This is a genomic window from Pseudomonas sp. S150, from assembly GCF_004526365.1.
Lineage (GTDB): Bacteria > Pseudomonadota > Gammaproteobacteria > Pseudomonadales > Pseudomonadaceae > Aquipseudomonas > Aquipseudomonas putida_A.
Map to the genome: position 1 here is coordinate 3,299,227 of NZ_CP038207.1, position 24,455 is coordinate 3,323,681.

Below are 24,455 nucleotides of genomic sequence, written 5' to 3' on the forward strand. Positions count from 1 at the left end.
CATGTGGAAAGTTTTGTTGCAAAGACTCACCGGAAAAACATCCACCACTGCAAAAACCGAACGCTCAGTAGATCCAGTAGATCCAGTAGATCCACCTGAAGTATTGCCAGTGCGTGACTGGAAGTGGCTGGTCATGTCCTGGGATGGATTCCACAGGGAGGCCGGTCTACGGCAAATCCGCTCATCGCAATCGACCGAGCGGCTGGCGTCCATTATCGTGCGGCTCAACGACTGGGTGCCGCAGGTACGTGCGGCGGCCAGAGACGCTTTCGCAGACTACCTGACCCCCGAGTATGGCCCTTGGCTGATCGCCAAGACTCCCGCCATCCTTGCCCTTGAGCAGCGCCGACGCGAAGACCACGGCGTTACTATCCAAAAGCTTGAAGCGCTGCTGGCAACACCCGAATGCCTCGCGCAAACCACAGCTGCCTTCGAAACCAGCCGTGGCGCCTGTACGCGGTTGTTTTTCAGGGTACTCGCTCAGACAAAGCGCGCAGATGAGCTGGAGGCGTTTCTTGTCGCGAGCCTTCATCATGCAGATTTCAGTGTGCGGCGAGCTGCGCTCGGCAGGGCAATGGCGCTGCCTCTGGAATCGGCGCAGAAGGCCATCGCCTATGGACTCGCCAGCAACAGCAGCATTCTCAGGCGCCTGTCGTTTCTGCAAGCCATTGAGTTGCAAACGGATCGCACACGACTGATCGAAGACTTTCTGACCGACCCATCGTCTGCAGCAAGATCGACTGCACTCTGGGCCGCCAGAAAGTATGGCGTCGACCCGTTGCAGGTACTTCAAGCGCAACTGGCAGGCGAGATTCCCGCTACCAAAGCCCGTTGGCTTGGCGTACTCGGGTTGGCGCAGTCGCTTGGCATGGCGATCCCGCAAGGGTGGATGAACGCTGCCCTCAGCCAAAACAGTGGCGAGGTTCGGGCACTGGTCCTGAGCCTCGAAGGAGAGAGCAGGCCTGATTTACTGATCGCGGCGATCGCGGACCCGTCACGCCCGGTGTTCGAGGCCGGGGTACGCGGCCTGCGCCCGCAGCCATGGAAAGTGATCGAGTCAGCATTCAGCGCTCAGCTCGAGACCCTCTGGCCAGCGCTGTCCGCCTCTCGACGTCAGGCACTGCTTGAACTGATGCCCAAATGGACACAAGCCGGGTATCTGTTGCAGCAGCTGTCTCGCACACCTGCTGAACCTTCCGTGCTTGAGCAGTTGCGTGCATGGGTCTATGGCCAGACTTACTCGATTACTGACCGGGAAACATCGGAAAGCGAGCGTGCCCGAGTTGTCGCGAAACTGACTGCGCTTGAGAAGGACGGGGTATTGCCGACAGGGTCGGTTGCCAGGCTGACATGAAGGTGATGTCAGGCAGGCATGAGTGCTCGAACCCGGATAGGTTGAATCGGGGAAGGTCTGTTATGCGGTTGGATCCGGATCACGGCTGCTGGCTGTCATGGCCTGTCCACGACATTTCGATATGCGTGTCCGTCGCCCCAGTCCTGCGAAAACCCAGTCGTTCATAGAGCTTCTGCGCCAGAGTGTTCGTGCGAAAAGCGCCCAACTGCAACGGCACCTTGCGGGCAGCGGCTTCCAGTTGGAGGTTCTTCAGAATCTGCGAGCCGATGCCCTTGCCTTGATATTCGGGCGAAATAGCGATGTTCTGAACATGGATTCGGTCTTCCTTGTCGAGTATTTGCACATAGCCAACAAGCCGGCCGTCTTGTTCAATAACCGAAGTGGCTGTGCATGCGAATTCCACCGCGAAATTTGCCCGTTGCCAACTCTCATCCCAGCCCCATATTTTTTCGATGTGTTCGCGGAAGACTGCTCGATGCAAGTCGAAGAGGGTTGGCTGGTCGCTATCGGTGGCGGGGCGTAGCGTCATGCGGGTCTCTGATTTGTGCTTTTGACTTTTGCTGAGGCTAGCGGCTGCAACAACAATCGGCAATTCGGATAGATCATGGCCCGCAGCATCTGACTGCCCCACGTACACTCAAAGCGCCACCCGTTGCAGAAACCTGCTGACCTCCAGCGAATACGCCGCCGGATGCGAGAACCTGAACATATGCCCGGTTCTCGGCATGACGACTTCCTGCGCTGCCTTTATCCCCTTCAGCAGGATCCCCGAAGCCTCTTTGCCGATGAGCCTGTCTTCCTCGGGCGTAAGGATCAGCGTCGGCACGTCGATCTTTGGCAGCAGGGCGGTGGAGTCGACTTTCTCGATCGAGCGCACGCGGTTGACGTAGGCCTTGTGTGGGGTTTGCTCGATGAAGAAGGCGCGGCTCCTGGCGGTTGACCAGGGAATTTCGCCTTCCTTGTCGAACGACGAAGCCAGTTGTGCGGCGTGGAGGCGCAGGGTCGTCTGTCGATAAAACGGCCCGGGGAAGAACGGCGCCAGCGCGGCCAGCGTTTTCAGCAGGGGCGAGGTGATCGGGTTTTTGGCGAAACCGCCGGACAGCACCAGGCCCTTGAGGCCTTTTGGCTGGCGCGTTGCAACCGCGATCGAGGCGACCGCGCCGTAGGAGTCGCCCACCAGCACGTAGCATTCGAGATCTTTCACTTGATCAACGATGACGTTGGCGAGCGTTTCCAGATCAGCGACGTCGTCCGGTAAGCGCAACGTACGCATGGCGCGGTGCTGCAAGTGGCTGAGTTGGTTGAGCTGCCACGGCGCACCGGCGAAGCAAGGGACCATGACCAGCGTGGGCTCGGTTTGCATGAGAATTCCAGGGATGTTGAACGGATGTCCGCACTCTAGGAGCACCGAGGCGCGCGATCCAATGGCATTGGTGCAGCCTCTCGATGCACGAGGTCGATCATCAGTCGCCGATCAGCATTCTGGTGATCCATTCAACCGCCGGCTCGTTGGCGCGCCCGCGTGCGCGGACGACAAAGACCTCCCAGGTGGGCAGCGTCAGGGGCAATTCGAACAGGCTCAGTTGTGCGGTTTCCTGCATCTGCAAGGCGACACGTTCGGCGACCACGGCAATCGATTCCGATGCGCCAACCATGAATGGCACTGCGAGAAAACTCGGGCAGGTGACGCTAACCTTGCGGCTGCGACCGAGCTGTTCCAGCGCGTCATCGACAGCGCCCCGCGCGTCGCCCCGGGGCGAAATCAGAACGTGCGGCAGACGCGTGAAGTCATCCAGTTCCATATGCAAATGTTTGCCGCGCTTGACCAATGCCGGGTGCCCTTTGCAGGCGATGCCGACGAATCGCTCCTTGTGCGCGAGCTGGCAATCAAAGCGTTGCGGCACTTGCGCAAACGAACCCGAACCCAACACCAGGTCGATCTCGCCGGCGTCCAGTTGGCGCATCGCCGACTCGCCATCCACCGGCCCGAGTTTCAGCACCACCTCCGGCGCCGCAACCTGAATTTTCGCCAGCGCCGGGGCGATGACGGTCAGCACGGCGTGATCGGTGGCCGCTATCCGCAGTGTCGCCTGCAGACGCGCTGGATCGAACGGCCCCCGTGGGCTGGCGACCAGCCGCACCGATTCGAGCACCGCCGCCACTCTGGGCATCAGCTCGATGGCCAGCGGCGTCGGTGCCATGCCGCGAGGGTTGCGAATGAACAACTGATCATCAAACGCCGTGCGCAAACGCGACAGGGCATGGCTGGTGGCCGACTGCGACAGATGCAGGTGCTGCGCCGCACGACCGACGTGCCTTTGCGCCCAAAGCGCCTCAAGAACCACCAGAAGATTGAGGTCGAAACGCGTCAGATCCAGCGGCTTCATGAGGTGTTGGCCTTTTCATCATTCGATGTTCGCCACTTTCCTACAGCCACTGGCTGAAAGCTACAGCCCGATCTTTCCTGGCAGGCATGCAGGCGTGGTCGCCTGAGAAGGTATAGGGCGAGACGACGCGGTTGTTCAGCCGTCCTTTCCGTGGCGCGTAGCCGGTGTATCAAATGCCCGTCGATGTCGCCCGCAATGTACCCATGACAATTTTTTGATTGTGATAAGCGCCAGATTTTACGATGAGTCATCGCCCATTTAGAGACTCACCATGCACATCGCCATCCTGACCTTTGAAGGCTTCAACGAACTGGATTCGCTCATCGCGTTCAGCATTCTCAACCGGGTGAAACAGCCCGATTGGCGCGTGTCGATCGCCAGCCCGACGGAAAAGGTGCGTTCGATGAATGGCCTGGTGATCGAGGCTCAGGTGTCATTGGAGGAGGCGAGCGACGCGGACGCGGTGCTGGTGGGCAGCGGAAGTCTGACCCGGGATATCGTGGCGGATACCGAGCTGATGGCGCGGCTACGGCTCGATCCGCAGCGCCAGCTCTTGGGCGCCCAGTGCTCGGGCACGCTGATCCTGGCAAAGCTCGGCCTGCTCAATGACGTCCCAGCCTGTACCGATCTGATCACCAAGCCCTGGGTGGAGGAGGCCGGTGTGGCGGTGCTCAATCAGCCGTTCATGGCCAAGGGCAATGTCGCCACCGCTGGCGGTTGCCTGTCCTCACAATATATGGCGGCCTGGTTCATCGCCCGTCTGGCCGGTGTGGAGGCCACCCGCAACGCGTTTCATTATGTGACGCCCGTTGGCGAGAAAGAGTTCTACATCGATCGGGCGATCGCGAACATCGAGGCGTATCTGTAAAGCACGTTTAATCGACGCCTGAAGCAGCGAATCAGCTCTCACGGGTCTCAACCGGTTCGGCCGCCGCTTCGGCAGCCAGTTTCGCGCGGTCGGCCTTGCTGATGTACTTGGGCTTTTTCGGCGCGAGTTTGGCGCTGGCCTTTTTGGCCTTTTCCTTGAACAACTGCTGCAGTTTCTTTTGGCGGTTCATGTTTCTACTCGGAGAAGGGGAGCCGGGCATATGCCCATCCAGCGCGCATTAAAACCGGCTCGGAGCGATTTGGCGAGTCTGTTGCAGCGATGCAGGATCAAACGGCTCACCGGTGTCCGTCATCAGCCATTTCGCAAAGGGGTGCCGCGGCCGGGGTCAAGGCTTCGACGCTGCCAGAAAATCGCTGATCAACGCTACCACCTGCTGCTGGATCACTTCACGCGGGCGCGCATTGTCGCGATCCTGGCAAATGACGCCATCGCCCGGTGCGTCTTCCTCGAGCATCTCGATCGCGCCCGGTTTGCAGATCGACGTGAAGCTGAAGTGAGTGGCGTCGTTGATCTCGACATAACGTGTGGTAGCCGCTGGCAGGCGTTTGGCCAGATCGGCGGATTCCAGTTGCGCCGGCAGGTCTTCGGAAGGTGCGCCGGCGGCGATCACCAGCGTCGGTACTGGCAACGCCGCGAGGCTTGCGTCGGTCATTCCGCGTGACAGGCCCAGGTCCAGCGAAACGATGGCGCTGACTGGTTTGTAACGCCGGTCGGCCGCCAGGTCGGCTTTGCCTTGCGCGGTGCTGGCGGGGTTCATTTGCTTATAGACGTTGCAACTGGCGAGCTGCGCATGGGCCTTGCAGTCCTCGGCAAAACGCTCGGGGTCAAAGCGTGCACCGGCGATTTCCAGAGCCGTCCAGCCACCGAGCGAATGCCCGACGACGGCAATCCGCTGCGGCGCCACCGCGCCAAATTTTCCCGGCTGCGCCACAACGGCTTCGATGGCCCGCCGCAGATCGACCGGCCGCTGCCACAGCTGCGCCGCCGCTTGCGGACTGCGGTCGTGGGTGGTGCTGCCGGGATGGTTGACTGCCGCGACGATGTAACCCTGATCGGCCAGCGCACTTGCCAGCCACATCTGATTGCTCCAGTTGCCCCGGTAACCATGGGACAGCACCACCAGCGGATGCTCGCCGGCGGTCGGCGGCGCATCGCGCACCGCAGAGGCACTGACGAACACCGGACTGTCGTCAATCACTTGCGCGGTTGCATGGGTTGTCGCCGGGTACCAGACGACCATTTCCAGCGGCCGCTGCGGATCCGCCAGGGTTGTGCGGTGGAAGCCGATGGGGTGCGAGTCCGCGAGTGCGCTGGTGGACAGGCCAAGCAGAAGCAGGGCGCCGAGAGCTGTTTTCAAGGTTGATCTTCCATGAGTGCATTTGTTGTTTTGAGATACGGCTGCGCGCAGGTTAGTAGACCGGTTGCAAAGAAGATAGTGGATGCCTCGACTGTGCAGTGACAGGCCGAATCCGAAACAAGACCGCGCCCGTCCGGATTTGAAATACCCACCATTGCCCGCTAGAGTCGCGCCCCTTGTCCGGCCAGCAGCGCCGGCGATGGCTGGGGAAGAGGGCGGCAGTTGAACGAACACACATTGTCCATGCGTCTGGAGCGGGTGGCGGCGCATGTACCGGCCGGCGCGCGCTTGGCGGATATCGGCTCGGATCACGGCTATCTGCCGGTGGCCCTGATGCGACGTGGCGCCATCGTTGCGGCGGTGGCCGGCGAGGTGGCGCTGACGCCGTTCCATGCCGCGGTGCGCACGGTGCGCGACAACGATCTGCAGCAGCACATCAGCGTGCGTCTGGCCAGTGGCCTGGCGGCGATCGAGCCTGATGACGGAATCACCGCGATCAGCCTCTGCGGCATGGGCGGCGAGACGATTCGCGACATTCTCGACAGCGGCAAGGCGCACCTGCGCGGGCACGAACGGCTGATCCTGCAACCCAACGGCGGCGAGCAACCCCTGCGCCAATGGCTGATGGACAACGGCTACCGCATCCTCGACGAGGAAGTGCTGCAGGAAAACCGTTTCTTCTACGAAATCATCGTCGCCGAGCGCGGCGCACCACTGAGTTATAGCGCCGAACAGTTGTACTTCGGCCCGTTGCTGATGCAAGCACGCAGCCCGGCATTCCTCGCTAAATGGCAGCGTTCTTTAAGGCAGAAACAGAAAACCCTGAACAGTTTCAAACAGGCGCGCCAGGCTGTGCCCGAGGAGAGGCTGGAAGAGGTTGCGCGGCAGGTGCAGTGGATGACTGAGTTGCTGGCGTGATTTGCCGTGTTGGCTGTTGCACTCCTTCAGGTTTAAAGTCAGCTTCAAGGTTAACGTGCTGCGGAGTCGGACATGAGAATTGGTGAACTGGCAAAAATCAGCGGACTGGCGCCATCGCGTATCCGCTTCTACGAAGCGAGCGGGTTGATCACTTCAGTCGCGCGCAAAGCCAATGGTTATCGCGATTACGCCCCCGACACACAGTGGGTGTTGCATATCATCACCGGCGCGCAGGCGGCAGGTTTCTCCCTGGAGGAAATCCGTCAGTTGATGCCGATGAACGCGAGTGGCTGGCAGCATGACCAGTTGCTCAGTGGCTTGAAGCAAAAGGTCGAAGAAATCGAGGTGCTGCAGCAACGGCTGGCGCAGAACAAGGAACAACTTCAGCTCGTCATCCAGGGCATTGAAGGCAAGCCCGTGGGAGTGGCGTGCGCGGACAATGCGCAAATGCTGATAAATCGACTGCGCGAACAAGGTGTGGTGGGCGCTGCAGAGTGTCGCGATGTGGCGCGTTAAAGCGCGAATCAGCTAAAAAGGCTATTGACCTTAAAGTTGACTTCAATCTTATGGTGGCCTCATCTCCAGTTGAGGACTGCCCCATGAATGTGTTCGACCCCCTGACCTTACCCAACGGTTCGACCATCAAGAACCGCATCGCCAAAGCCGCCATGGAGGAAAACATGGCGGACGCCGACCAGGCGCCCTCTGCAGAACTGATGCGTCTGTATCAGGCATGGGCCGACGGTGGTGCCGGGCTGATCATCACCGGCAACGTGATGGTCGACGGCCGCGCCATGACCGGGCCGGGCGGCGTGGTGTTGCAGGATGATCAACAACTGGACAAGTTCAAGCGCTGGGCGCGGATTGGCCGTTCTGCCGGTGCGCAGTTCTGGTTGCAGATCAATCATCCGGGGCGCCAGATGCAGTCCAACCTCGGGCAGAAAACCTGGGCGCCGTCAGCGGTACCGCTGGACCTGGGCAAACTGTCCAAGCGTTTCGCCACGCCCCACGCCATGACCGCCAGTGTGATCAAGGACGTCATCCAGCGTTTTGCGAATACCGCACGCCTGGGTGAACAGGCGGGGTTCACCGGCGTGGAAATCCACGCCGCCCACGGCTATCTGTTGAGCCAGTTTCTCTCGCCTCTGACCAATCAACGGATGGACGAGTGGGGCGGCTCTCTGCAGAACCGCGCGCGGTTGTTGGTCGAGATCGTCAAGGCAGTCAGGGCCGTGGTTTCTGCAGAGTTTGCCGTAGCGGTCAAACTCAATTCCGCCGATTTCCAGCGCGGCGGATTCACCGCTGACGACGCGAAAAAGGTCGTTGAGCTGCTCAACGATCTGGGCGTGGATCTGGTGGAACTGTCCGGTGGCAGCTACGAAGTTCCGGCCATGCAAGGTGAGGCGCGCGATGGTCGAACTCTGGCTCGCGAGGCCTATTTCGTCGAATTTGCCCGGGACCTTCAGACCGTTGCCAAAATGCCAGTGATGGTCACCGGCGGCATCCGCCGTCGTCCGGTTGCCGAAAGCGTCGTGCACAATGGTGTGGACATGGTCGGCATCGGTACCGCATTGGCCATCGATCCGCACCTGCCGCGCGACTGGCTGCAGGGCAAGGACAACGCCCCGCAATTGCCGCCGATCACCTGGAAAAACAAGGCCATTGCGGCCTTGGCGAACATGGCGGTGGTGAAGTTTCAGCTGGGTAAACTCAGTCGGGCGAAAAAGCCTGATCCGGGTGTGTCACCGTTACGCGCGCTGATTTTGCAGCAGATCGCCATGGCGTTTCGCACCCGGCAATATCGGCGCTGGGTGGAAAAGCGTTCGGTGTGAGTCGCAAGGCATTTCAATCGTGAAGTTGGCGGACGCTCTGACGAGAGCCCGCCAACGTCAGCCAGTCAATTCGGCATCAGCACCGTATCGACCACATGAATCACGCCATTGGATTGCATGACGTCCGCGATGGTAATGGCCGCCTTGCCGCCTTTGGCGTCCTGCACCCACAGCTTGCCGTCGTGCAACATCACGGTCAGCGATTCGCCCTGGACGGTTTTCAGCATCACTTTGCCGCCGTGCATTTTGGCGTCGTCCATCAACTGTTTAGCCGTGTGAGTGCCGGCGACGACGTGGTAAGTCAGGATCTTCGTCAGGTCCGCCTTGTGTTCAGGCTTCACCAATGTATCGACCGTGCCGGCGGGCAGTTTTGCGAAGGCTTCGTTGGTGGGGGCGAAGACCGTGAACGGTCCCTTGCTGTTGAGCGTATCCACCAGCCCGGCGGCCTTGACCGCAGCGACCAGGGTCGTGTGATCCTTGGAGTTGACTGCGTTCTCGACGATGGTCTTGGTCGGATACATGGCCGCGCCGCCAACCATCACGGTATCGGCGGCAAAGCTGGATCCGGCTCCGAGGCAGAGCAGGGTGAAGCAAGCGACAGCAAGGCGTTTGATGAGCATGTGCATGGTGCGTCTCCTTGGTTCTTCGACCCTTCGAATGAGGGTGTTGAATATACGGAGCAGGGAGTGAAACGGATGCAGCATGCAGCGAAAAACCTTTTGCGGTGCGCTGAAACGGATTACCGCTAATCACGCAGGGTGGCTTCACCTGTGCGCGGGTTGGTCAGGGTCACATTCTCCAGCGCTCTGATGCGCCAAGCCTCGTTCTGCCAGATCAGCACCGCGAGAATCAGCGTATCCACCACATGCGCCCCGGCCGGATGCGCAGCACCGGCCGACAAACGACTCCAGAAATGAATGATCGCCACCCCGTCAGCAACAGGGTCGATATCGATCAGTTCATTCTCAAGAGTGGAGTCACGATAGATCGTCTGGTGAATGGGCGCGTGCAGCGCAACGATCTGCTCGACGCCCCGAACGAAGTGGCCGAAACGATTGACGAACGTCGCTTGCGGATCGAACAGAGCTCCGAGTGCCGCCATGTCGTGAGCGTTCCAGGCTGCCTGGAATGCGGCGGGAGCGTCTTCGGGGGTTTTTATCTGAGTCATGGCCGGGGCCTCGCAGATCGTTAGAATGCGCTTTTAAACATAAGAAGCTCAGTATGGATGTACAAGCGCTCGAAAGTAGCGACGTTTTATCGTTCACGTTGGATCAGGCACATCGCTGTTTCGAAATGGTCGTCAGCCTGAAGGACGGCTGCCGATGCAAACTGACGGCGTGGAATATCGATGGCGCAGAGTTGCCCATCAGTCTCGGTGCTCTGCACCTTCAAAATTCTCGCGTCCTCGGAGAGCTGGAAGGGATCAGCTTTGTTGAAAACGTTCTATTTCTCGAGGGCGATTTTGGCGATATGTCTATCGAGGCGGACACGGTTTTGGTCGAAAAGCTGATTTAGGCTTTGAGCGCAAGAGGAGGGATCGCCATCTCGATAGACGATTCCATTCAAATCTCTGTTAACACTTGGCGCAATAAATTCTGTCTGTAACCTGAGGTTCTGCCGGCGCGCTTGTTTCTAAACCTGACGCCAGCGCCTGATCAATCGTTTTTCCAAGGAGGTCCCCATGACAACAGGGCAGTGTCTTTGCGCGGCAGTACGCTTTTCCCTCTCAGTGGAACCGCGCTTTTTCTATCGCTGCCACTGCTCATTGTGTCGCAAGCAAACCGGTGTCGGGTTCAACCTCGCCACTCTGGTCAACGCTCGGGACTTTCGCTGGGATGCAGGGCAGGACTTGATTAACAGTTGGGTCAAACCCAGCGGCTACAGAAACGACTTCTGCGCACAATGCGGCTCGACCGTGCCCAACCCGCTTCGCGAATCGCCTTACGTGTGGATTCCGCTCGGACTGCTCGATGAGGATCTGAGCATGGAATGCGTTGGCGATTTCTGTGTGGACGATGCCATGTCATGGGATACGCAGCGTTCAACGCAGAGTTATCACGGGGCGGTGGAGTCACTGGCGTTTCTTCTGCAAAAACTCCGGGTCAATCCTGATTGACCCGAAGCTCGCGCTGCAATTACTTCCTTAGATACGCAAACATGTGCTGCACATAATCCGCCTTGCCCAGCGGCACACCATTTTGGCGCAGGATGTTGTAGGCACAGCACACTTTGCGCAGGAGCCTCCCCACGCATTTGCCGTAGGTTCAATGATTGGCAGCGTCGCTCAACTGTTGAAGCTCAAGTTGCCTGGCAGCACTCGCTTCGAGGGTCGCACGCTCTACATCCAGATACCGATGGATGCTTTGGAGGTTGGCAATTTTCTGTTTGATTTCGGCCATCTTCTTTTCAATCAGCTTCGCGCCGTCAGCACAGTCGATCAGCTTGTTGCGCTGCGCATCCAGAATCTCGCCTATTTCCCCCAAGGAAAATCCCATGCTTTGCGCGCGCTGGATAAAGTCCAGATCCTGCAGGGTTTGCTCGGTGTAGACACGATAGTTGTTGGTTTGCCGCAGCGGTGAGATCAGGCCGATCTGCTCGTAGTAACGCAACGTATGACGGCTGGCGCCGCTGCGAGCCTCGAGTTCGCCGATTTTCATGAAAACACCGCTTGACTGTAGAGTTGGGTCGATACTTTACGCTTGATTTCTCACCTTCAACAAGGAGCAGGGAAATGAGCGTGGAGTGCTTTGTCACGGGGGGAACCGGCTTCATCGGTCAACATTTGCTGGCGAACCTGAGTGCAAAAGGTCACACCCTTCGGGTATTGATGCGTCGCCCGGAGCGGCTGGCTGCGTTGCGCGAGCAAGTTGATAGTTTAGGCGGGTGCGCGACACGGGTATTTGCCGTGGCTGGCGATCTGGAACAGGACAATCTCGGGCTGAGCTTGGCTGATCAGGAGGTGCTGAGGCGCGCCAGCGTCATATTCCATCTGGGCGCTCACTTCGCATGGGGGCTTTCGATGGAGCAGTCTCGTGCGGTGAATGTGCAGGGGGCAAAGCGTGTGGCGCTGTTGGCGGCTGAGCAAAAAAGCCGTTTAGTGATGATCGGCGGCTACATGCTGAACAATCATGAACATCTGCAACGCATCGGCATTGATCCTCGTCAGCCGGAGTTGACGAACTGGCCCGCCGTCTACCGACGTGTCGGTGGATACGAGGCAAGCAAGCTGGAGGCGCATTTTGCGACCCAGCAGGTCATGTCCGCCAAGGGGGGTGAGATGACCGTTGTCCACCCTGCGACGGTCTGTGGCCACAGCCGCACCGGGCATATCGTCGACGGTCAGCCGCTGGTGGCGCTGATACGCAACCTGGTGCAGGGCAAGCTGACTGCAGTGCCCGGTACCGCCGAGCACTGGCTGCCACTGGTCACCGTGGATTATCTGGTCGAACTGGTGGCTGTTTGTGTTTTTGATCCTGCCATGGTGGGCGAGGAACTGCTGGCGCTTGATGATCAAACGCCAAACTTGCGAGAACTCCTGGCACAGGTGGCTAAACCTTTGGGCTTGAAGTCTCCCAAACATCACATTTCACTCCGACTGCTGAAGTGGCTACTGAGTATTCCTCCGGTCGCGTGGTTTTTGAATACAAAACCCGAAGCCCTGGACTTTATCCAGACCACTCGTTTCAACACCGCGGCGGTCGAGCAATTTGCCAACAGGCATGGAATAGCCAAACCGGATATACGTCAGGCTTTGCAGCACACGGCAACGTTCGTCAACGCGTATTGCATAGCCAAGGGCCAGGCACTCTGACTTCTCCCTTGGGCGGCGCCGTCGATACAGGGCGGCATGCTATCGAACGACAATTCAGCGACAAGGATCGTCACCGCGCAGCCTCGGATGCGCGGCAGGATCTTGTTTCGCTACTCACGGAACTGTCGCTAGACCAACGTCGGTTTTACAACGCAAACGTAGTCCCGCGAGTATTCACAAACAATGAGTAGATCGAGTGACTACTGGCCATGAACAGTCGATTGCCTTCGCGCCCGCCGAAGCACAGGTTCGGGCAGCGCTCTGGCAATGAAATGTGCCCGATGGCCTTGCCCTGCAAATTGAAAACACGCACGCCGTCGAGTTTTTCCAGGTCCGCCTTGGGATCACCATTACCGCCCCAGCCGCACCACAGGTTGCCCGCTTCGTCGCACTTGATGCCGTCAATCGCGGCATAGTCCAAGCCTTCGATGTGCTTGCGGCGTTCACCCAGGGTGCCGTCGTCTTTCACCGTAATCGCCCAGATCAAGCGATTGGGCTTGGCGCGACCTTCGACGACATACAGGGTCTTTTCATCGGGAGAAAAGCACAGGCCGTTGGGGCCGTTAAGGTCGTCGATTACCCGAGTGACTTTTTGGCTCTCACCGTCGATGCGGTACACGGCGTGGGGTTGGGTCGGGGTGACTTTGTGGCCTTCGTAGTTGTTGCCGGTCTGGAATGGCGGGTCGGTGAACCAGATCGAGCCATCACTTTTGCAGACAATGTCGTTGGGCGAGTTGAAGGGCTTGCCGTCGAAACTGTCGGCCAGCACGGTGATCGTGCCATTGTGTTCGGTGCGCGTGATGCGGCGCCCTTCGCTAGTGGTGGTGGAGCCTTCGCAAACGATCAGACGCCCTTGTCGATCCCGGCACATGCCGTTGGAGAAGTTTGAGTGTTCGCGGTACACCGTGAAGGAGTCGGTGATTTCGTCCCAGCGCATGATGCGATTATTGGGGATGTCGCTGACCAACAGATAGCGGCCATCACCGACCCACACCGGTCCTTCGGCCCAGCGCATGCCGGTGGCGAGCTTTTCAACACTGGCGTTGAAAACGCGTAGCTCCAGGAAACTGTCGTCGAGGATATGAATCAGTGGATCAGGGTAGCGCTGACTCAAGGGTTCGGCGGCATCGGAGAAGCGGGGCAGTGCGGCGCTGCCGACAGTGGCGAGCGTGGCGGAAACAGCGAGCGACTGTTTCAGGAAACTGCGGCGGGTATTGCCTTTCGCTTGATCAAGGCTTTGAGGCTTGGCGGACAGGAATGAGTCCATGTAGCGATCTCCGTGGTTTTATTTTTGTTGAGGAGACGTAGTAATACCCTGTGATAAGACATCGTACAAGATGGCATGCCGTTGCCAGCGCTGCGGGAGTGTCATAAATTTTGTGTTCGGGCATAACATGTCGCAGAGGTGCATGTATGCCGACCAAAAAGAGACCGGCCCGAGAGGCCCAGCGTGACCTTCCTTCCATTCCCCAAGAGCTGATCGACCAGTTCGTCAGCGGCCCGATGAGTGCCGACGCTATTCAGGATGCCGCGATGGCGTTTAAGAAAGCGCTGATCGAGCGAGCCCTTGGCGCCGAGATGGGGCACCACCTTGGTTATCCTCAGGGCGCGGAGCGCCCTGAGGATTCGAGTAATCAGCGTAATGGCAGAAGCAGCAAGACCGTGCTGACCGAAGACGGCCCGTTGCGTCTGGATATTCCCAGAGACCGCGACGGCAGTTTCGCCCCGATCCTGATCCCCAAGCACGAGCGCCGTTTCACGGGTTTCGACGACAAAATCATCGCCATGTATGCCCGTGGCATGAGCGTTCGCGAGATTCGTGCTTTCCTCTCGGAACAGTACGGCACAGATGTCTCTCATGACTTCATCAGCTCCGTCACCGATGCGGTTCTGGAGGAAGTCAGTACCTGGCAGCAACGCCCGCTTGAGCCCATGTATCCGGTCATTTTCTTCGATGCTCTGCGGGTCAAGATCCGTGACGAAGGCGTGGTTCGCAATAAGGCCATCTACTTGGCTCTGGGCGTGCTGCCGGATGGGACCCGAGATATTTTGGGGATCTGGATCGAGAACACTGAAGGTGCCAAGTTCTGGATGAAGGTCTTCAATGACCTCAAAACCCGGGGCGTCGAAGACGTGCTGATCGCGGTAACTGACGGGCTCAAAGGTATGCCGGAGGCTTTGAGTGCGGTGTTTCCAGAGACAACGCTGCAGACATGCATCGTCCATTTGATCCGCAACAGCCTTGATTACGCGGCGTGGGACAAGCGCCGTGAACTGGCCAAGGCCCTTAAGCCGATTTATCAAGCTCTCAATGCCGATGTCGCCGAACAGGCTCTGGACGCCTTCGAAGCGGGGCCGTGGGGCAAGCAGTATCCGACGATAGCGGCGGCTTGGAGACGCGCCTGGGAGCGGTTATCCCATTTTTCGTGTTCCCACCCGCGATACGCAAAGTGATCTACACCACCAACGCGATCGAAAGCATCAATTCGCAGTTACGCAAGATCATCAAGACAAGAGGCCACTTTCCAACCGATGAGGCGGCGACAAAACTGATCTGGCTGGCGCTGAAAAACATCACCGCCAACTGGGGCAGCGCCGCCCATGACTGGAAAAGCGCCATGAATCAGTTTGCGGTTTTATATGGAGACCGATTCATCAGGCCGAACTGGTGAAATGAAGGCCTGCCTGACGGCAGGCCATTACCGGCCCGCACACAAAAAATCTGACACTCTCAGCGCTGCATTTTATCGCGGGTGAATTACTCAAAACGCTGATTGGAATCGATCTGGCCGACACGGCGCTAACGCGGTCGCAAAGCCTCCCCCGACGATCTCCTCGGCCACCAGTCGTCCTACGACTGCCGCCAATGTCACGCCCGGATGCATGACGCAAACATAGGCACCGCTGAGGTTCGGCAGATAGCCAATGACTGGAATGCCATCGACAGGCATTGGTCTGAGGCCGACGCACGCCGTTTGCGGCTCTATGGATAGCACCCCGTGCAGTTCGTGCTGGATGACTTTGGCCGTTCTCTGTGCGATGGCTTGCGCGCTGTTTTGCGGCGCCTCATCTACGTAGTCTTCTGCAGCGAGCAACGTACCGTCAGTGTCTTGCCTGATTTCCATTTCGGGGCTGGAGATGATCGTGTTCACTCGTTGGGGTTGGGTTTTGTAACGGATGAATATTGCGGGTGAGGCGTCGATGGGCAGGGTGACGTTCAGTTGATCCACCAACAGCGGGGTGGCGGTTCCGGCTGCCAGTACGACAACGTCGGCATCGTGCTTGCCCGTCGCAGTGATCACGCCGCTGACGATACCGTCCAGAATCTGCAAACCGAGCACTGGCGTCTGGGTAAGCAGAGTCGCTCCATGCGCCTGCGCACCTGCAATCAAGGCCCGCGTTGCCTGCACGGCATCCAGCGCGCCTTCTTCGGCGGCAAAGAACGCCCGTTCTGGAGGATGTTTGAGGTTGGGTTCAAGCTCGAGAATCTGCGCGCTATATATAGAAGGCGCTTGAAACCGGCCATCGCCGTAAGACAGCGCACCGGTCCAGCGCACCTTCAGCCCCGGCAGCTCGGATTCGAGTCGGCGGTATTCTGCGATGGCCGCTGCGCGCAACGGCGCAATGCAATCCGGTCCGCCGTGCGAAGTATTGATCCAGGCGAAGGAGCGGCCCGTCACACCGGACGCAATCTCACCGGCCTCGACCATTATGACGTGTGCACCTTTCGCGGCGAGATGATACGCAACTGACGCGCCGACGATTCCCGCGCCGATGACGATGATTCGTTTACTCATATCAACCTCCGTTGTCGAGGCGCTGACGTTACTACATCGCCGCCCTTTGACGCAGGCTTGCCTGACCCGGTGATATCAGGGAAGCTGCGCCGAATCCGGTTACGGGTCAGTTGTTGAATTGTTCAGGGAAGCGTTGATGGCACTCAGGGTGTTGGTGGTTGGCGGGTATGGAAACTTTGGCAGTATCGTTTGTCGGCATCTGATCGACATGCCGGGCGTCGAACTGGCAACCTCGGGGCGCGATCCGCAGAAGCTGGAGCGCAAGGTCGCTGAGTTGGGGGCGAGCTGCGAGCGCTGGTGTGGTGATGCGATGGGCGCCGGTTTCACCGCTGCTCTGCGCGCAATGAATATTCAACTGGTGATTCACACGGGCGGCCCGTTTCAGGGGCAATCCTATGCAGTGGCCGAAAGCTGCATCGAGGCGGGCGTCAATTATTGCGATCTGGCGGACTGCCGGACGTTTGTCAATGGCATCGGCATACTCGATGCCCGAGCGAGAGAGGCCGGTGTCGTCATCCTCAGTGGTTGCAGTTCGGTGCCGACGCTGTCGTCGGCGATCATCGATGAGCAGCGCCATCACTTCAAACGCATCGACTCGATCGAGCACGGCATTTCCTCGTCAGCGAAAATGCCGGGGTTGTCGACGATCGAGGGTGTACTGGCGTATGCGGGCAAACCGATCCGCCAACTGCGCAATGGTCAAGTGCATGAGGTGATGGGCTGGGAAGACCTGACCCTGCGCAAGCTGCAGAACCTGGGTACTCGTGCGCTGGCCAATGTTGATGTGCCGGACATGGACATCTTTGCCAGCCGGTTTGGTGCGCACACGTTGAGTTTCAAGGCAGGCGCTGGCCTCAAGCTCGGCGGCGTGGCCAATTATCTGTTTGCACTGGGGATGAGGAAAGGGCTGGTGCGTGACCACAGGGTGTGGGCGGCCCGGTTGCATCGCTGGGGGACATGGTTTGAGCGTTTCGGTGATGGCAAAAGTGCGATGTATATAGATGTGCGAGGTGTCGGCTTGAACGACCAGCCGTTGTCGATGATGGCGCAACTGACCGCGCTGAATGACAAGGGGCCGGAGATCCCTAGTTGTGCTGCCGTCGCTCTGGCCGCGAAGATCGCTCGAGGTTACTTGCCCGAATCGGGGGGCCGTCCTTGTGTCGGTGAGATCAGCGTCGACGAATACATGGCAGCGATCAACGATCCGCAGAATCTTGGCCTGTCCGTGATGTTCTCTGACGGGATGCGTTGAGCATGCTTTATCTGAGCGTGAAGTACGTGCATGTCATCGCTGCGATTTTCCTCTTCGGCTTCGGCATGGGTTCCTATCTGTACCTGATCGCCGCCAGTCGCACGGCCAATCCGCAAGTGATTGCGCATGTGGCGAGAATGGTCGTGCGCTATGACGCCTGGATCACCACGCCGGCAGGCTTCATCCAGATCGCGACGGGTTATTGGCTGACAAGGCTTTCCGGGTTGCCCTTGACCAAGGACTGGGTGCTGATGTCGCTGATCCTGTTCTTTATCGTGGGCTCGCTTTGGTTGCCGGTGCTGTTGCTGCAGAAACGTTTGCTGGGGATGGCGGCGGACGCGGTGCAATGTGGCGCAAGGCTTGATGCTGATTACCGGGCTGTTTATCGGCAGTGGTTCTGGATGGGTGTTTGCGGGTTTCTCGGGATGTTCGTAATTGTTTTGATGATGGTGACGAAGATGACGCCGGGGCAGTGGCTGCAGTTGATGTAGCTGAGCATTCACATTGGCGACTTGAGAAAGCGTCGTTCGTGATCGGGGTCGGGTAACAGGCAACTGTCGTACTTGCCGAAGATCCGATAGCGATTCAGTGCCACGCGGTCGTAGGTCCAGTCTCTAAGTGCTCGTGGGAAAACTCGCAGAAGCGTGATCGGCGACCAACGAGCCGGCAGTTGTGCAATCACTTCGAAGAACGCATCGGAGCGCACCCAGTAATGCTCGTCGCGGATCACCGCCATAGTGTCGAATTCGTCCACCGGGAGACCGGCCCATGCCAGCAATGCCTGACCTTCTGGCGATTGCACTGCCGCCAGGCGCACTCGCTGTTTGTTGTCGTGGCGAATCAGAAAACGCGCCCAGCCGTTGCATAGCTTGCAGACGCCGTCGAACAGCACCACGGTCTCGCCTGGATTGAGCAGGGGCGCTGGGGTAGGGCGTATTCGGGAGCCGGGCAAGGGCCGGGATCCAGGAAGTTGGGCTGTCATTGTGAGGCATCATCCGAAGGCGTCGTTTTAGGCGATGGACCGTATGCTGCGCATCTGTTGACGGTGCGTCTATATATAAGCAGGCTTTTTCGGTGCATTGATAGAAAACTGAAATTAACGGTTGACGGCAGATTCAGGAGGTCTATAATTCGCCCCACTTCCGGCGCAGTCGAAACGGAAAACTCCTTGAGATTCAACGAGTTACGCAGTTTTCGACAGCGACTTGCTTCAGTTCATCGAAGCCTGGAAGGAGTTGAAAGAGCGGTGATGTTTGGCTCTTTTGACGGTTCGATCTTCTCGATCGAAAGCGGAAAAAAAGAGGTGTTGACAGCAGCGTGTAACGCTGTAGAATTCGCCTCCCGCTAACGAGAGATCGGAAGCGCAAGTGGTTGAAGTTGTTGAAGAAATCTTCGAAAACTTCTGAAAATAATCACTTGACAGCAAATGAGGCTGCTGTAGAATGCGCGCCTCGGTTGAGACGAAAGATCTTAACCAACCGCTCTTTAACAACTGAATCAAGCAATTCGTGTGGGTGCTTGTGGAGTCAGACTGATAGTCAACAAGATTATCAGCATCACAAGTTACTCGCGAGAAATCAAAGATGTAACCAACGATTGCTGAGCCAAGTTTAGGGTTTCTTAAAAACCCAAATGTTTGAACTGAAGAGTTTGATCATGGCTCAGATTGAACGCTGGCGGCAGGCCTAACACATGCAAGTCGAGCGGATGAAAGGAGCTTGCTCCTGGATTCAGCGGCGGACGGGTGAGTAATGCCTAGGAATCTGCCTGGTAGTGGGGGACAACGTTTCGAAAGGAACGCTAATACCGCATACGTCCTACGGGAGAAAGCAGGGGACCTTCGGGCCTTGCGCTATCAGATGAGCCTAGGTCGGATTAGCTAGTTGGTGAGGTAATGGCTCACCAAGGCGACGATCCGTAACTGGTCTGAGAGGATGATCAGTCACACTGGAACTGAGACACGGTCCAGACTCCTACGGGCAGCAGTGGGGAATATTGGACAATGGGCGAAAGCCTGATCCAGCCATGCCGCGTGTGTGAAGAAGGTCTTCGGATTGTAAAGCACTTTAAGTTGGGAGGAAGGGTTGTAGATTAATACTCTGCAATTTTGACGTTACCGACAGAATAAGCACCGGCTAACTCTGTGCCAGCAGCCGCGGTAATACAGAGGGTGCAAGCGTTAATCGGAATTACTGGGCGTAAAGCGCGCGTAGGTGGTTTGTTAAGTTGGATGTGAAATCCCCGGGCTCAACCTGGGAACTGCATCCAAAACTGGCAAGCTAGAGTATGGTAGAGGGTGGTGGAATTTCCTGTGTAGCGGTGAAATGCGTAGATATAGGAAGGAACACCAGTGGCGAAGGCGACCACCTGGACTGATACTGACACTGAGGTGCGAAAGCGTGGGGAGCAAACAGGATTAGATACCCTGGTAGTCCACGCCGTAAACGATGTCAACTAGCCGTTGGGAGCCTTGAGCTCTTAGTGGCGCAGCTAACGCATTAAGTTGACCGCCTGGGGAGTACGGCCGCAAGGTTAAAACTCAAATGAATTGACGGGGGCCCGCACAAGCGGTGGAGCATGTGGTTTAATTCGAAGCAACGCGAAGAACCTTACCAGGCCTTGACATCCAATGAACTTTCCAGAGATGGATTGGTGCCTTCGGGAACATTGAGACAGGTGCTGCATGGCTGTCGTCAGCTCGTGTCGTGAGATGTTGGGTTAAGTCCCGTAACGAGCGCAACCCTTGTCCTTAGTTACCAGCACGTTATGGTGGGCACTCTAAGGAGACTGCCGGTGACAAACCGGAGGAAGGTGGGGATGACGTCAAGTCATCATGGCCCTTACGGCCTGGGCTACACACGTGCTACAATGGTCGGTACAGAGGGTTGCCAAGCCGCGAGGTGGAGCTAATCCCACAAAACCGATCGTAGTCCGGATCGCAGTCTGCAACTCGACTGCGTGAAGTCGGAATCGCTAGTAATCGCGAATCAGAATGTCGCGGTGAATACGTTCCCGGGCCTTGTACACACCGCCCGTCACACCATGGGAGTGGGTTGCACCAGAAGTAGCTAGTCTAACCTTCGGGAGGACGGTTACCACGGTGTGATTCATGACTGGGGTGAAGTCGTAACAAGGTAGCCGTAGGGGAACCTGCGGCTGGATCACCTCCTTAATCGACGACATCAGTGCTCCATAAGTTCCCACACGAATTGCTTGATTCATTGAAGAAGACGATAGAAGCAGCTTAAGCTCCAAGCTGATAGCTCTTAGCTAATCAGTTACGCGCTCGAAATTGGGTCTGTAGCTCAGTTGGTTAGAGCGCACCCCTGATAAGGGTGAGGTCGGCAGTTCGAATCTGCCCAGACCCACCAATTTTGTATGGGGCCATAGCTCAGCTGGGAGAGCGCCTGCCTTGCACGCAGGAGGTCAGCGGTTCGATCCCGCTTGGCTCCACCATTAACTGCTTCTGCTTGTTAGAGTTTAGAAATGAATATTCGTGAATGAATATTGATTTCTAGTCTTTGATTAGATCGTTCTTTAAAAATTTGGGTATGTGATAGAAAGATAGACTGAACGTTACTTTCACTGGTAACGGATCAGGCTAAGGTAAAATTTGTGAGTGACTCTTAAGAGTTTTGCGAATTTTCGGCGAATGTCGTCTTCACAGTATAACCAGATTGCTTGGGGTTATATGGTCAAGTGAAGAAGCGCATACGGTGGATGCCTTGGCAGTCAGAGGCGATGAAAGACGTGGTAGCCTGCGAAAAGCTTCGGGGAGTCGGCAAACAGACTTTGATCCGGAGATGTCTGAATGGGGGAACCCAGCCATCATAAGATGGTTATCTTGTACTGAATACATAGGTGCAAGAGGCGAACCAGGGGAACTGAAACATCTAAGTACCCTGAGGAAAAGAAATCAACCGAGATTCCCTTAGTAGTGGCGAGCGAACGGGGACTAGCCCTTAAGTGGCTTTGAGATTAGCGGAACGCTCTGGAAAGTGCGGCCATAGTGGGTGATAGCCCTGTACGCGAAAGTCTCTTAGTCATGAAATCGAGTAGGACGGAGCACGAGAAACTTTGTCTGAATATGGGGGGACCATCCTCCAAGGCTAAATACTACTGACTGACCGATAGTGAACTAGTACCGTGAGGGAAAGGCGAAAAGAACCCCGGAGAGGGGAGTGAAATAGATCCTGAAACCGTATGCGTACAAGCAGTGGGAGCCCACTTTGTTGGGTGACTGCGTACCTTTTGTATAATGGGTCAGCGACTTATTTTCAGTGGCGAGCTTAACCGAATAGGGGAGGCGTAGCGAAAGCGAGTCTTAATAGGGCGTCTAGTCGCTGGGAATAGACCCGAAACCGGGCGATCTATCCATGGGCAGGTTGAAGGTTAGGTAACACTGACTGGAGGACCGAACCGACTACCGTTGAAAAGTTAGCGGATGACCTGTGGATCGGAGTGAAAGGCTAATCAAGCTCGGAGATAGCTGGTTCTCCTCGAAAGCTATTTAGGTAGCGCCTCATGTATCACTGTAGGGGGTAGAGCACTGTTTCGGCTAGGGGGTCATCCCGACTTACCAAACCGATGCAAACTCCGAATACCTACAAGTGCCGAGCATGGGAGACACACGGCGGGTGCTAACGTCCGTCGTGAAAAGGGAAACAACCCAGACCGTCAGCTAAGGTCCCAAAGTTATGGTTAAGTGGGAAACGATGTGGGAAGGCTTAGACAGCTAGGAGGTTGGCTTAGAAGCAGCCACCCTTTAAAGAAAGCGTAATAGCTCACTAGTCGAGTCGGCCTGCGCGGAAGATGTAACGGGGCTCAAACCATACACCGAAGCTACGGGTATCACGCAAGTGATGCGGTAGAGGAGCGTTCTGTAAGCCTGTGAAGGTGAGTTGAGAAGCTTGCTGGAGGTATCAGAAGTGCGAATGCTGACATGAGTAACGACAATGGGTGTGAAAAACACCCACGCCGAAAGACCAAGGTTTCCTGCGCAACGTTAATCGACGCAGGGTTAGTCGGTCCCTAAGGCGAGGCTGAAAAGCGTAGTCGATGGAAAACAGGTTAATATTCCTGTACTTCTGGTTATTGCGATGGAGGGACGGAGAAGGCTAGGCCAGCTTGGCGTTGGTTGTCCAAGTTTAAGGTGGTAGGCTGAGATCTTAGGTAAATCCGGGATCTTAAGGCCGAGAGCTGATGACGAGTTACCTTTTAGGTGACGAAGTGGTTGATGCCATGCTTCCAAGAAAAGCTTCTAAGCTTCAGATAACCAGGAACCGTACCCCAAACCGACACAGGTGGTTGGGTAGAGAATACCAAGGCGCTTGAGAGAACTCGGGTGAAGGAACTAGGCAAAATGGCACCGTAACTTCGGGAGAAGGTGCGCCGGTGAGGGTGAAGGACTTGCTCCGTAAGCTCATGCCGGTCGAAGATACCAGGCCGCTGCGACTGTTTATTAAAAACACAGCACTCTGCAAACACGAAAGTGGACGTATAGGGTGTGACGCCTGCCCGGTGCCGGAAGGTTAATTGATGGGGTTAGCTAACGCGAAGCTCTTGATCGAAGCCCCGGTAAACGGCGGCCGTAACTATAACGGTCCTAAGGTAGCGAAATTCCTTGTCGGGTAAGTTCCGACCTGCACGAATGGCGTAACGATGGCGGCGCTGTCTCCACCCGAGACTCAGTGAAATTGAAATCGCTGTGAAGATGCAGTGTATCCGCGGCTAGACGGAAAGACCCCGTGAACCTTTACTATAGCTTTGCACTGGACTTTGAATTTGCTTGTGTAGGATAGGTGGGAGGCTTTGAAGCGTGGACGCCAGTTCGCGTGGAGCCATCCTTGAAATACCACCCTGGCAACTTTGAGGTTCTAACTCAGGTCCGTTATCCGGATCGAGGACAGTGTATGGTGGGTAGTTTGACTGGGGCGGTCTCCTCCTAAAGAGTAACGGAGGAGTACGAAGGTGCGCTCAGACCGGTCGGAAATCGGTCGTAGAGTATAAAGGCAAAAGCGCGCTTGACTGCGAGACAGACACGTCGAGCAGGTACGAAAGTAGGTCTTAGTGATCCGGTGGTTCTGTATGGAAGGGCCATCGCTCAACGGATAAAAGGTACTCCGGGGATAACAGGCTGATACCGCCCAAGAGTTCATATCGACGGCGGTGTTTGGCACCTCGATGTCGGCTCATCACATCCTGGGGCTGAAGCCGGTCCCAAGGGTATGGCTGTTCGCCATTTAAAGTGGTACGCGAGCTGGGTTTAGAACGTCGTGAGACAGTTCGGTCCCTATCTGCCGTGGACGTTTGAGATTTGAGAGGGGCTGCTCCTAGTACGAGAGGACCGGAGTGGACGAACCTCTGGTGTTCCGGTTGTCACGCCAGTGGCATTGCCGGGTAGCTATGTTCGGGAAAGATAACCGCTGAAAGCATCTAAGCGGGAAACTTGCCTCAAGATGAGATCTCACTGGAACCTTGAGTTCCCTGAAGGGCCGTCGAAGACTACGACGTTGATAGGTTGGGTGTGTAAGCGCTGTGAGGCGTTGAGCTAACCAATACTAATTGCCCGTGAGGCTTGACCATATAACACCCCAATCTGCATGCTCGAAAGAGACCAGATTGCGGTGTGTGAAGACGCAATGAACCGAAAGTTCGCGATGCTCACAAACACCTGTATCACATACCCGATTTGCTGAAGCGAGGCCAACCGGTCACGAGTCAGTACCCGAATTTCTTGACGACCATAGAGCGTTGGAACCACCTGATCCCATCCCGAACTCAGAAGTGAAACGATGCATCGCCGATGGTAGTGTGGGGTTTCCCCATGTGAGAGTAGGTCATCGTCAAGATTAAATT

Annotated in this window: 21 protein-coding genes, 2 tRNA genes, 3 rRNA genes and 2 pseudogenes; 16 read left to right on the forward strand and 12 right to left on the reverse strand. The window is 57.0% G+C overall.

Going from position 1 to position 24,455, the window contains the following annotated elements; genetic code table 11:
- Window position 1 precedes the first annotated feature (1 nt).
- A complete protein-coding gene (locus E3Z29_RS14985; protein WP_134786148.1) occupies window positions 2-1,354 on the forward strand; it encodes a hypothetical protein in 1,353 nt (450 codons plus the stop codon).
- Window positions 1,355-1,433: 79 nt separating this feature from the next.
- Here the strand turns inward: E3Z29_RS14985 and E3Z29_RS14990 are convergent, their stop codons facing one another.
- From E3Z29_RS14990 to E3Z29_RS15000, 3 genes are all read right to left on the reverse strand, one after another.
- Window positions 1,434-1,883 (reverse strand): GNAT family N-acetyltransferase, encoded by a 450-nt coding sequence (locus E3Z29_RS14990; RefSeq protein WP_134786149.1) that lies wholly within the window; start codon window positions 1,881-1,883, stop codon window positions 1,434-1,436.
- Between the two features lie 108 nt (window positions 1,884-1,991).
- Window positions 1,992-2,717, reverse strand: coding sequence for an alpha/beta fold hydrolase (locus tag E3Z29_RS14995; protein ID WP_134786150.1), 726 nt, complete (start codon window positions 2,715-2,717; stop codon window positions 1,992-1,994).
- Window positions 2,718-2,817: 100 nt separating this feature from the next.
- A complete protein-coding gene (locus tag E3Z29_RS15000; protein WP_134786151.1) occupies window positions 2,818-3,741 on the reverse strand; it encodes a LysR family transcriptional regulator in 924 nt (307 codons plus the stop codon).
- A 271-nt stretch (window positions 3,742-4,012) separates the two neighbouring features.
- Here E3Z29_RS15000 and E3Z29_RS15005 point away from each other — a divergent pair, with 271 nt between their 5' ends.
- The gene (locus tag E3Z29_RS15005; RefSeq protein ID WP_134786152.1) at window positions 4,013-4,609 is read left to right on the forward strand and encodes a DJ-1/PfpI family protein; all 597 of its coding nucleotides are present in this window, start codon (window positions 4,013-4,015) and stop codon (window positions 4,607-4,609) included.
- 31 nt (window positions 4,610-4,640) lie between these two features.
- Here the strand turns inward: E3Z29_RS15005 and E3Z29_RS15010 are convergent, their stop codons facing one another.
- The gene (locus tag E3Z29_RS15010; RefSeq protein ID WP_081730283.1) at window positions 4,641-4,799 is read right to left on the reverse strand and encodes a DUF2986 domain-containing protein; all 159 of its coding nucleotides are present in this window, start codon (window positions 4,797-4,799) and stop codon (window positions 4,641-4,643) included.
- Window positions 4,800-4,955: 156 nt separating this feature from the next.
- Window positions 4,956-5,987, reverse strand: coding sequence for an alpha/beta fold hydrolase (locus E3Z29_RS15015; RefSeq protein ID WP_098968339.1), 1,032 nt, complete (start codon window positions 5,985-5,987; stop codon window positions 4,956-4,958).
- Window positions 5,988-6,209: 222 nt separating this feature from the next.
- Here E3Z29_RS15015 and E3Z29_RS15020 point away from each other — a divergent pair, with 222 nt between their 5' ends.
- The 3 genes from E3Z29_RS15020 (at window position 6,210) to E3Z29_RS15030 (ending at window position 8,737) form a co-directional block, all read left to right on the forward strand.
- Complete coding sequence (locus E3Z29_RS15020) at window positions 6,210-6,905, forward strand: tRNA (adenine(22)-N(1))-methyltransferase TrmK (RefSeq protein WP_134786153.1); 696 nt, start codon at window positions 6,210-6,212, stop codon at window positions 6,903-6,905.
- 72 nt (window positions 6,906-6,977) lie between these two features.
- Window positions 6,978-7,421 (forward strand): MerR family transcriptional regulator, encoded by a 444-nt coding sequence (locus E3Z29_RS15025; RefSeq protein ID WP_098968341.1) that lies wholly within the window; start codon window positions 6,978-6,980, stop codon window positions 7,419-7,421.
- A gap of 83 nt (window positions 7,422-7,504) precedes the next feature.
- Window positions 7,505-8,737, forward strand: a complete 1,233-nt coding sequence (locus tag E3Z29_RS15030) for an NADH:flavin oxidoreductase/NADH oxidase family protein (RefSeq protein ID WP_134786154.1) — start codon at window positions 7,505-7,507, stop codon at window positions 8,735-8,737.
- Between the two features lie 65 nt (window positions 8,738-8,802).
- On the opposite strand, the gene E3Z29_RS15035 is transcribed toward E3Z29_RS15030, so the two are convergent.
- Both E3Z29_RS15035 and E3Z29_RS15040 read right to left on the reverse strand, forming a co-directional pair.
- Window positions 8,803-9,363 carry a fasciclin domain-containing protein gene (locus E3Z29_RS15035; RefSeq protein WP_097087837.1) on the reverse strand — a complete coding sequence of 187 codons (561 nt, stop codon included), beginning with the start codon at window positions 9,361-9,363 and terminating at the stop codon, window positions 8,803-8,805.
- A gap of 119 nt (window positions 9,364-9,482) precedes the next feature.
- Window positions 9,483-9,905, reverse strand: a complete 423-nt coding sequence (locus tag E3Z29_RS15040; RefSeq protein WP_098968343.1) for an SgcJ/EcaC family oxidoreductase — start codon at window positions 9,903-9,905, stop codon at window positions 9,483-9,485.
- Between the two features lie 53 nt (window positions 9,906-9,958).
- Between E3Z29_RS15040 and E3Z29_RS15045 the strand changes: the two genes are divergently transcribed.
- Together E3Z29_RS15045 and E3Z29_RS15050 are read left to right on the forward strand one after the other, a co-directional pair.
- Entirely contained in the window at window positions 9,959-10,252 is a 294-nt protein-coding gene (locus E3Z29_RS15045) for a hypothetical protein (RefSeq protein WP_134786155.1), read from the forward strand.
- Between the two features lie 166 nt (window positions 10,253-10,418).
- Entirely contained in the window at window positions 10,419-10,853 is a 435-nt protein-coding gene (locus tag E3Z29_RS15050; RefSeq protein WP_098968345.1) for a GFA family protein, read from the forward strand.
- Between the two features lie 19 nt (window positions 10,854-10,872).
- Here the strand turns inward: E3Z29_RS15050 and E3Z29_RS15055 are convergent.
- Both E3Z29_RS15055 and E3Z29_RS15060 read right to left on the reverse strand, forming a co-directional pair.
- Window positions 10,873-10,956, reverse strand: a pseudogene (locus tag E3Z29_RS15055) (DUF1993 family protein); the annotation flags it as partial.
- Window positions 10,957-11,001: 45 nt separating this feature from the next.
- Entirely contained in the window at window positions 11,002-11,394 is a 393-nt protein-coding gene (locus E3Z29_RS15060) for a MerR family transcriptional regulator (RefSeq protein WP_041074696.1), read from the reverse strand.
- A 74-nt stretch (window positions 11,395-11,468) separates the two neighbouring features.
- Between E3Z29_RS15060 and E3Z29_RS15065 the strand changes: the two genes are divergently transcribed.
- Window positions 11,469-12,548 carry an SDR family oxidoreductase gene (locus tag E3Z29_RS15065; RefSeq protein ID WP_134786156.1) on the forward strand — a complete coding sequence of 360 codons (1,080 nt, stop codon included), beginning with the start codon at window positions 11,469-11,471 and terminating at the stop codon, window positions 12,546-12,548.
- 145 nt (window positions 12,549-12,693) lie between these two features.
- Here E3Z29_RS15065 and E3Z29_RS15070 read toward each other — a convergent pair whose 3' ends face one another.
- Window positions 12,694-13,815 (reverse strand): SMP-30/gluconolactonase/LRE family protein, encoded by a 1,122-nt coding sequence (locus tag E3Z29_RS15070; RefSeq protein WP_098968347.1) that lies wholly within the window; start codon window positions 13,813-13,815, stop codon window positions 12,694-12,696.
- A 266-nt stretch (window positions 13,816-14,081) separates the two neighbouring features.
- On the opposite strand from E3Z29_RS15070, the pseudogene E3Z29_RS15075 reads away from it, so the two are divergent.
- Window positions 14,082-15,220 (forward strand): annotated as a pseudogene (locus E3Z29_RS15075) (IS256 family transposase).
- 90 nt (window positions 15,221-15,310) lie between these two features.
- Here E3Z29_RS15075 and E3Z29_RS15080 read toward each other — a convergent pair.
- Window positions 15,311-16,345: an FAD-binding oxidoreductase gene (locus tag E3Z29_RS15080; protein WP_134786157.1), complete on the reverse strand. Its 1,035-nt coding sequence runs from the start codon at window positions 16,343-16,345 to the stop codon at window positions 15,311-15,313.
- 136 nt (window positions 16,346-16,481) lie between these two features.
- Here E3Z29_RS15080 and E3Z29_RS15085 point away from each other — a divergent pair, with 136 nt between their 5' ends.
- Window positions 16,482-17,597 carry a saccharopine dehydrogenase family protein gene (locus E3Z29_RS15085; RefSeq protein ID WP_134786158.1) on the forward strand — a complete coding sequence of 372 codons (1,116 nt, stop codon included), beginning with the start codon at window positions 16,482-16,484 and terminating at the stop codon, window positions 17,595-17,597.
- Between the two features lie 2 nt (window positions 17,598-17,599).
- Window positions 17,600-18,088 (forward strand): DUF2269 domain-containing protein, encoded by a 489-nt coding sequence (locus E3Z29_RS15090; protein ID WP_134786159.1) that lies wholly within the window; start codon window positions 17,600-17,602, stop codon window positions 18,086-18,088.
- A gap of 8 nt (window positions 18,089-18,096) precedes the next feature.
- Here E3Z29_RS15090 and E3Z29_RS15095 read toward each other — a convergent pair whose 3' ends face one another.
- On the reverse strand, window positions 18,097-18,549 hold the full coding sequence (locus E3Z29_RS15095; RefSeq protein WP_098968351.1) for a thiol-disulfide oxidoreductase DCC family protein: 453 nt from the start codon (window positions 18,547-18,549) through the stop codon (window positions 18,097-18,099).
- Between the two features lie 686 nt (window positions 18,550-19,235).
- Between E3Z29_RS15095 and E3Z29_RS15105 the strand changes: the two genes are divergently transcribed.
- From E3Z29_RS15105 to rrf, 5 genes are all read left to right on the forward strand, one after another.
- Window positions 19,236-20,769, forward strand: a 16S ribosomal RNA gene (locus tag E3Z29_RS15105).
- A gap of 122 nt (window positions 20,770-20,891) precedes the next feature.
- Window positions 20,892-20,968: transfer RNA gene (locus E3Z29_RS15110), tRNA-Ile, on the forward strand.
- Between the two features lie 9 nt (window positions 20,969-20,977).
- Window positions 20,978-21,053 (forward strand) — tRNA-Ala (locus tag E3Z29_RS15115).
- 237 nt (window positions 21,054-21,290) lie between these two features.
- Window positions 21,291-24,182: ribosomal RNA gene (locus E3Z29_RS15120) — 23S ribosomal RNA — on the forward strand.
- Between the two features lie 150 nt (window positions 24,183-24,332).
- A 5S ribosomal RNA gene (gene rrf / locus E3Z29_RS15125) occupies window positions 24,333-24,448 on the forward strand.
- The 16S, 23S and 5S rRNA genes sit together here with 2 tRNA genes alongside, the layout of an rRNA operon.
- Window positions 24,449-24,455 lie beyond the last annotated feature (7 nt).

Excerpts from the sequence above, each read along its gene's own strand:
- E3Z29_RS15005 (WP_134786152.1), top strand. The coding sequence starts at position 4,013 with ATGCACATCGCCATCCTGACCTTTGAAGGCTTCAACGAACTGGATTCG.
- E3Z29_RS15010 (WP_081730283.1), bottom strand. The coding sequence starts at position 4,799 with ATGAACCGCCAAAAGAAACTGCAGCAGTTGTTCAAGGAAAAGGCCAAA.
- E3Z29_RS15085 (WP_134786158.1), top strand. The coding sequence starts at position 16,482 with ATGGCACTCAGGGTGTTGGTGGTTGGCGGGTATGGAAACTTTGGCAGT.
- E3Z29_RS14995 (WP_134786150.1), bottom strand. The coding sequence starts at position 2,717 with ATGCAAACCGAGCCCACGCTGGTCATGGTCCCTTGCTTCGCCGGTGCG.
- E3Z29_RS14990 (WP_134786149.1), bottom strand. The coding sequence starts at position 1,883 with ATGACGCTACGCCCCGCCACCGATAGCGACCAGCCAACCCTCTTCGAC.
- E3Z29_RS14985 (WP_134786148.1), top strand. The coding sequence starts at position 2 with ATGTGGAAAGTTTTGTTGCAAAGACTCACCGGAAAAACATCCACCACT.
- E3Z29_RS15040 (WP_098968343.1), bottom strand. The coding sequence starts at position 9,905 with ATGACTCAGATAAAAACCCCCGAAGACGCTCCCGCCGCATTCCAGGCA.
- E3Z29_RS15060 (WP_041074696.1), bottom strand. The coding sequence starts at position 11,394 with ATGAAAATCGGCGAACTCGAGGCTCGCAGCGGCGCCAGCCGTCATACG.
- E3Z29_RS15050 (WP_098968345.1), top strand. The coding sequence starts at position 10,419 with ATGACAACAGGGCAGTGTCTTTGCGCGGCAGTACGCTTTTCCCTCTCA.
- E3Z29_RS15030 (WP_134786154.1), top strand. The coding sequence starts at position 7,505 with ATGAATGTGTTCGACCCCCTGACCTTACCCAACGGTTCGACCATCAAG.
- E3Z29_RS15090 (WP_134786159.1), top strand. The coding sequence starts at position 17,600 with ATGCTTTATCTGAGCGTGAAGTACGTGCATGTCATCGCTGCGATTTTC.
- E3Z29_RS15045 (WP_134786155.1), top strand. The coding sequence starts at position 9,959 with ATGGATGTACAAGCGCTCGAAAGTAGCGACGTTTTATCGTTCACGTTG.
- E3Z29_RS15065 (WP_134786156.1), top strand. The coding sequence starts at position 11,469 with ATGAGCGTGGAGTGCTTTGTCACGGGGGGAACCGGCTTCATCGGTCAA.
- E3Z29_RS15070 (WP_098968347.1), bottom strand. The coding sequence starts at position 13,815 with ATGGACTCATTCCTGTCCGCCAAGCCTCAAAGCCTTGATCAAGCGAAA.
- E3Z29_RS15080 (WP_134786157.1), bottom strand. The coding sequence starts at position 16,345 with ATGAGTAAACGAATCATCGTCATCGGCGCGGGAATCGTCGGCGCGTCA.
- E3Z29_RS15035 (WP_097087837.1), bottom strand. The coding sequence starts at position 9,363 with ATGCACATGCTCATCAAACGCCTTGCTGTCGCTTGCTTCACCCTGCTC.
- E3Z29_RS15000 (WP_134786151.1), bottom strand. The coding sequence starts at position 3,741 with ATGAAGCCGCTGGATCTGACGCGTTTCGACCTCAATCTTCTGGTGGTT.
- E3Z29_RS15025 (WP_098968341.1), top strand. The coding sequence starts at position 6,978 with ATGAGAATTGGTGAACTGGCAAAAATCAGCGGACTGGCGCCATCGCGT.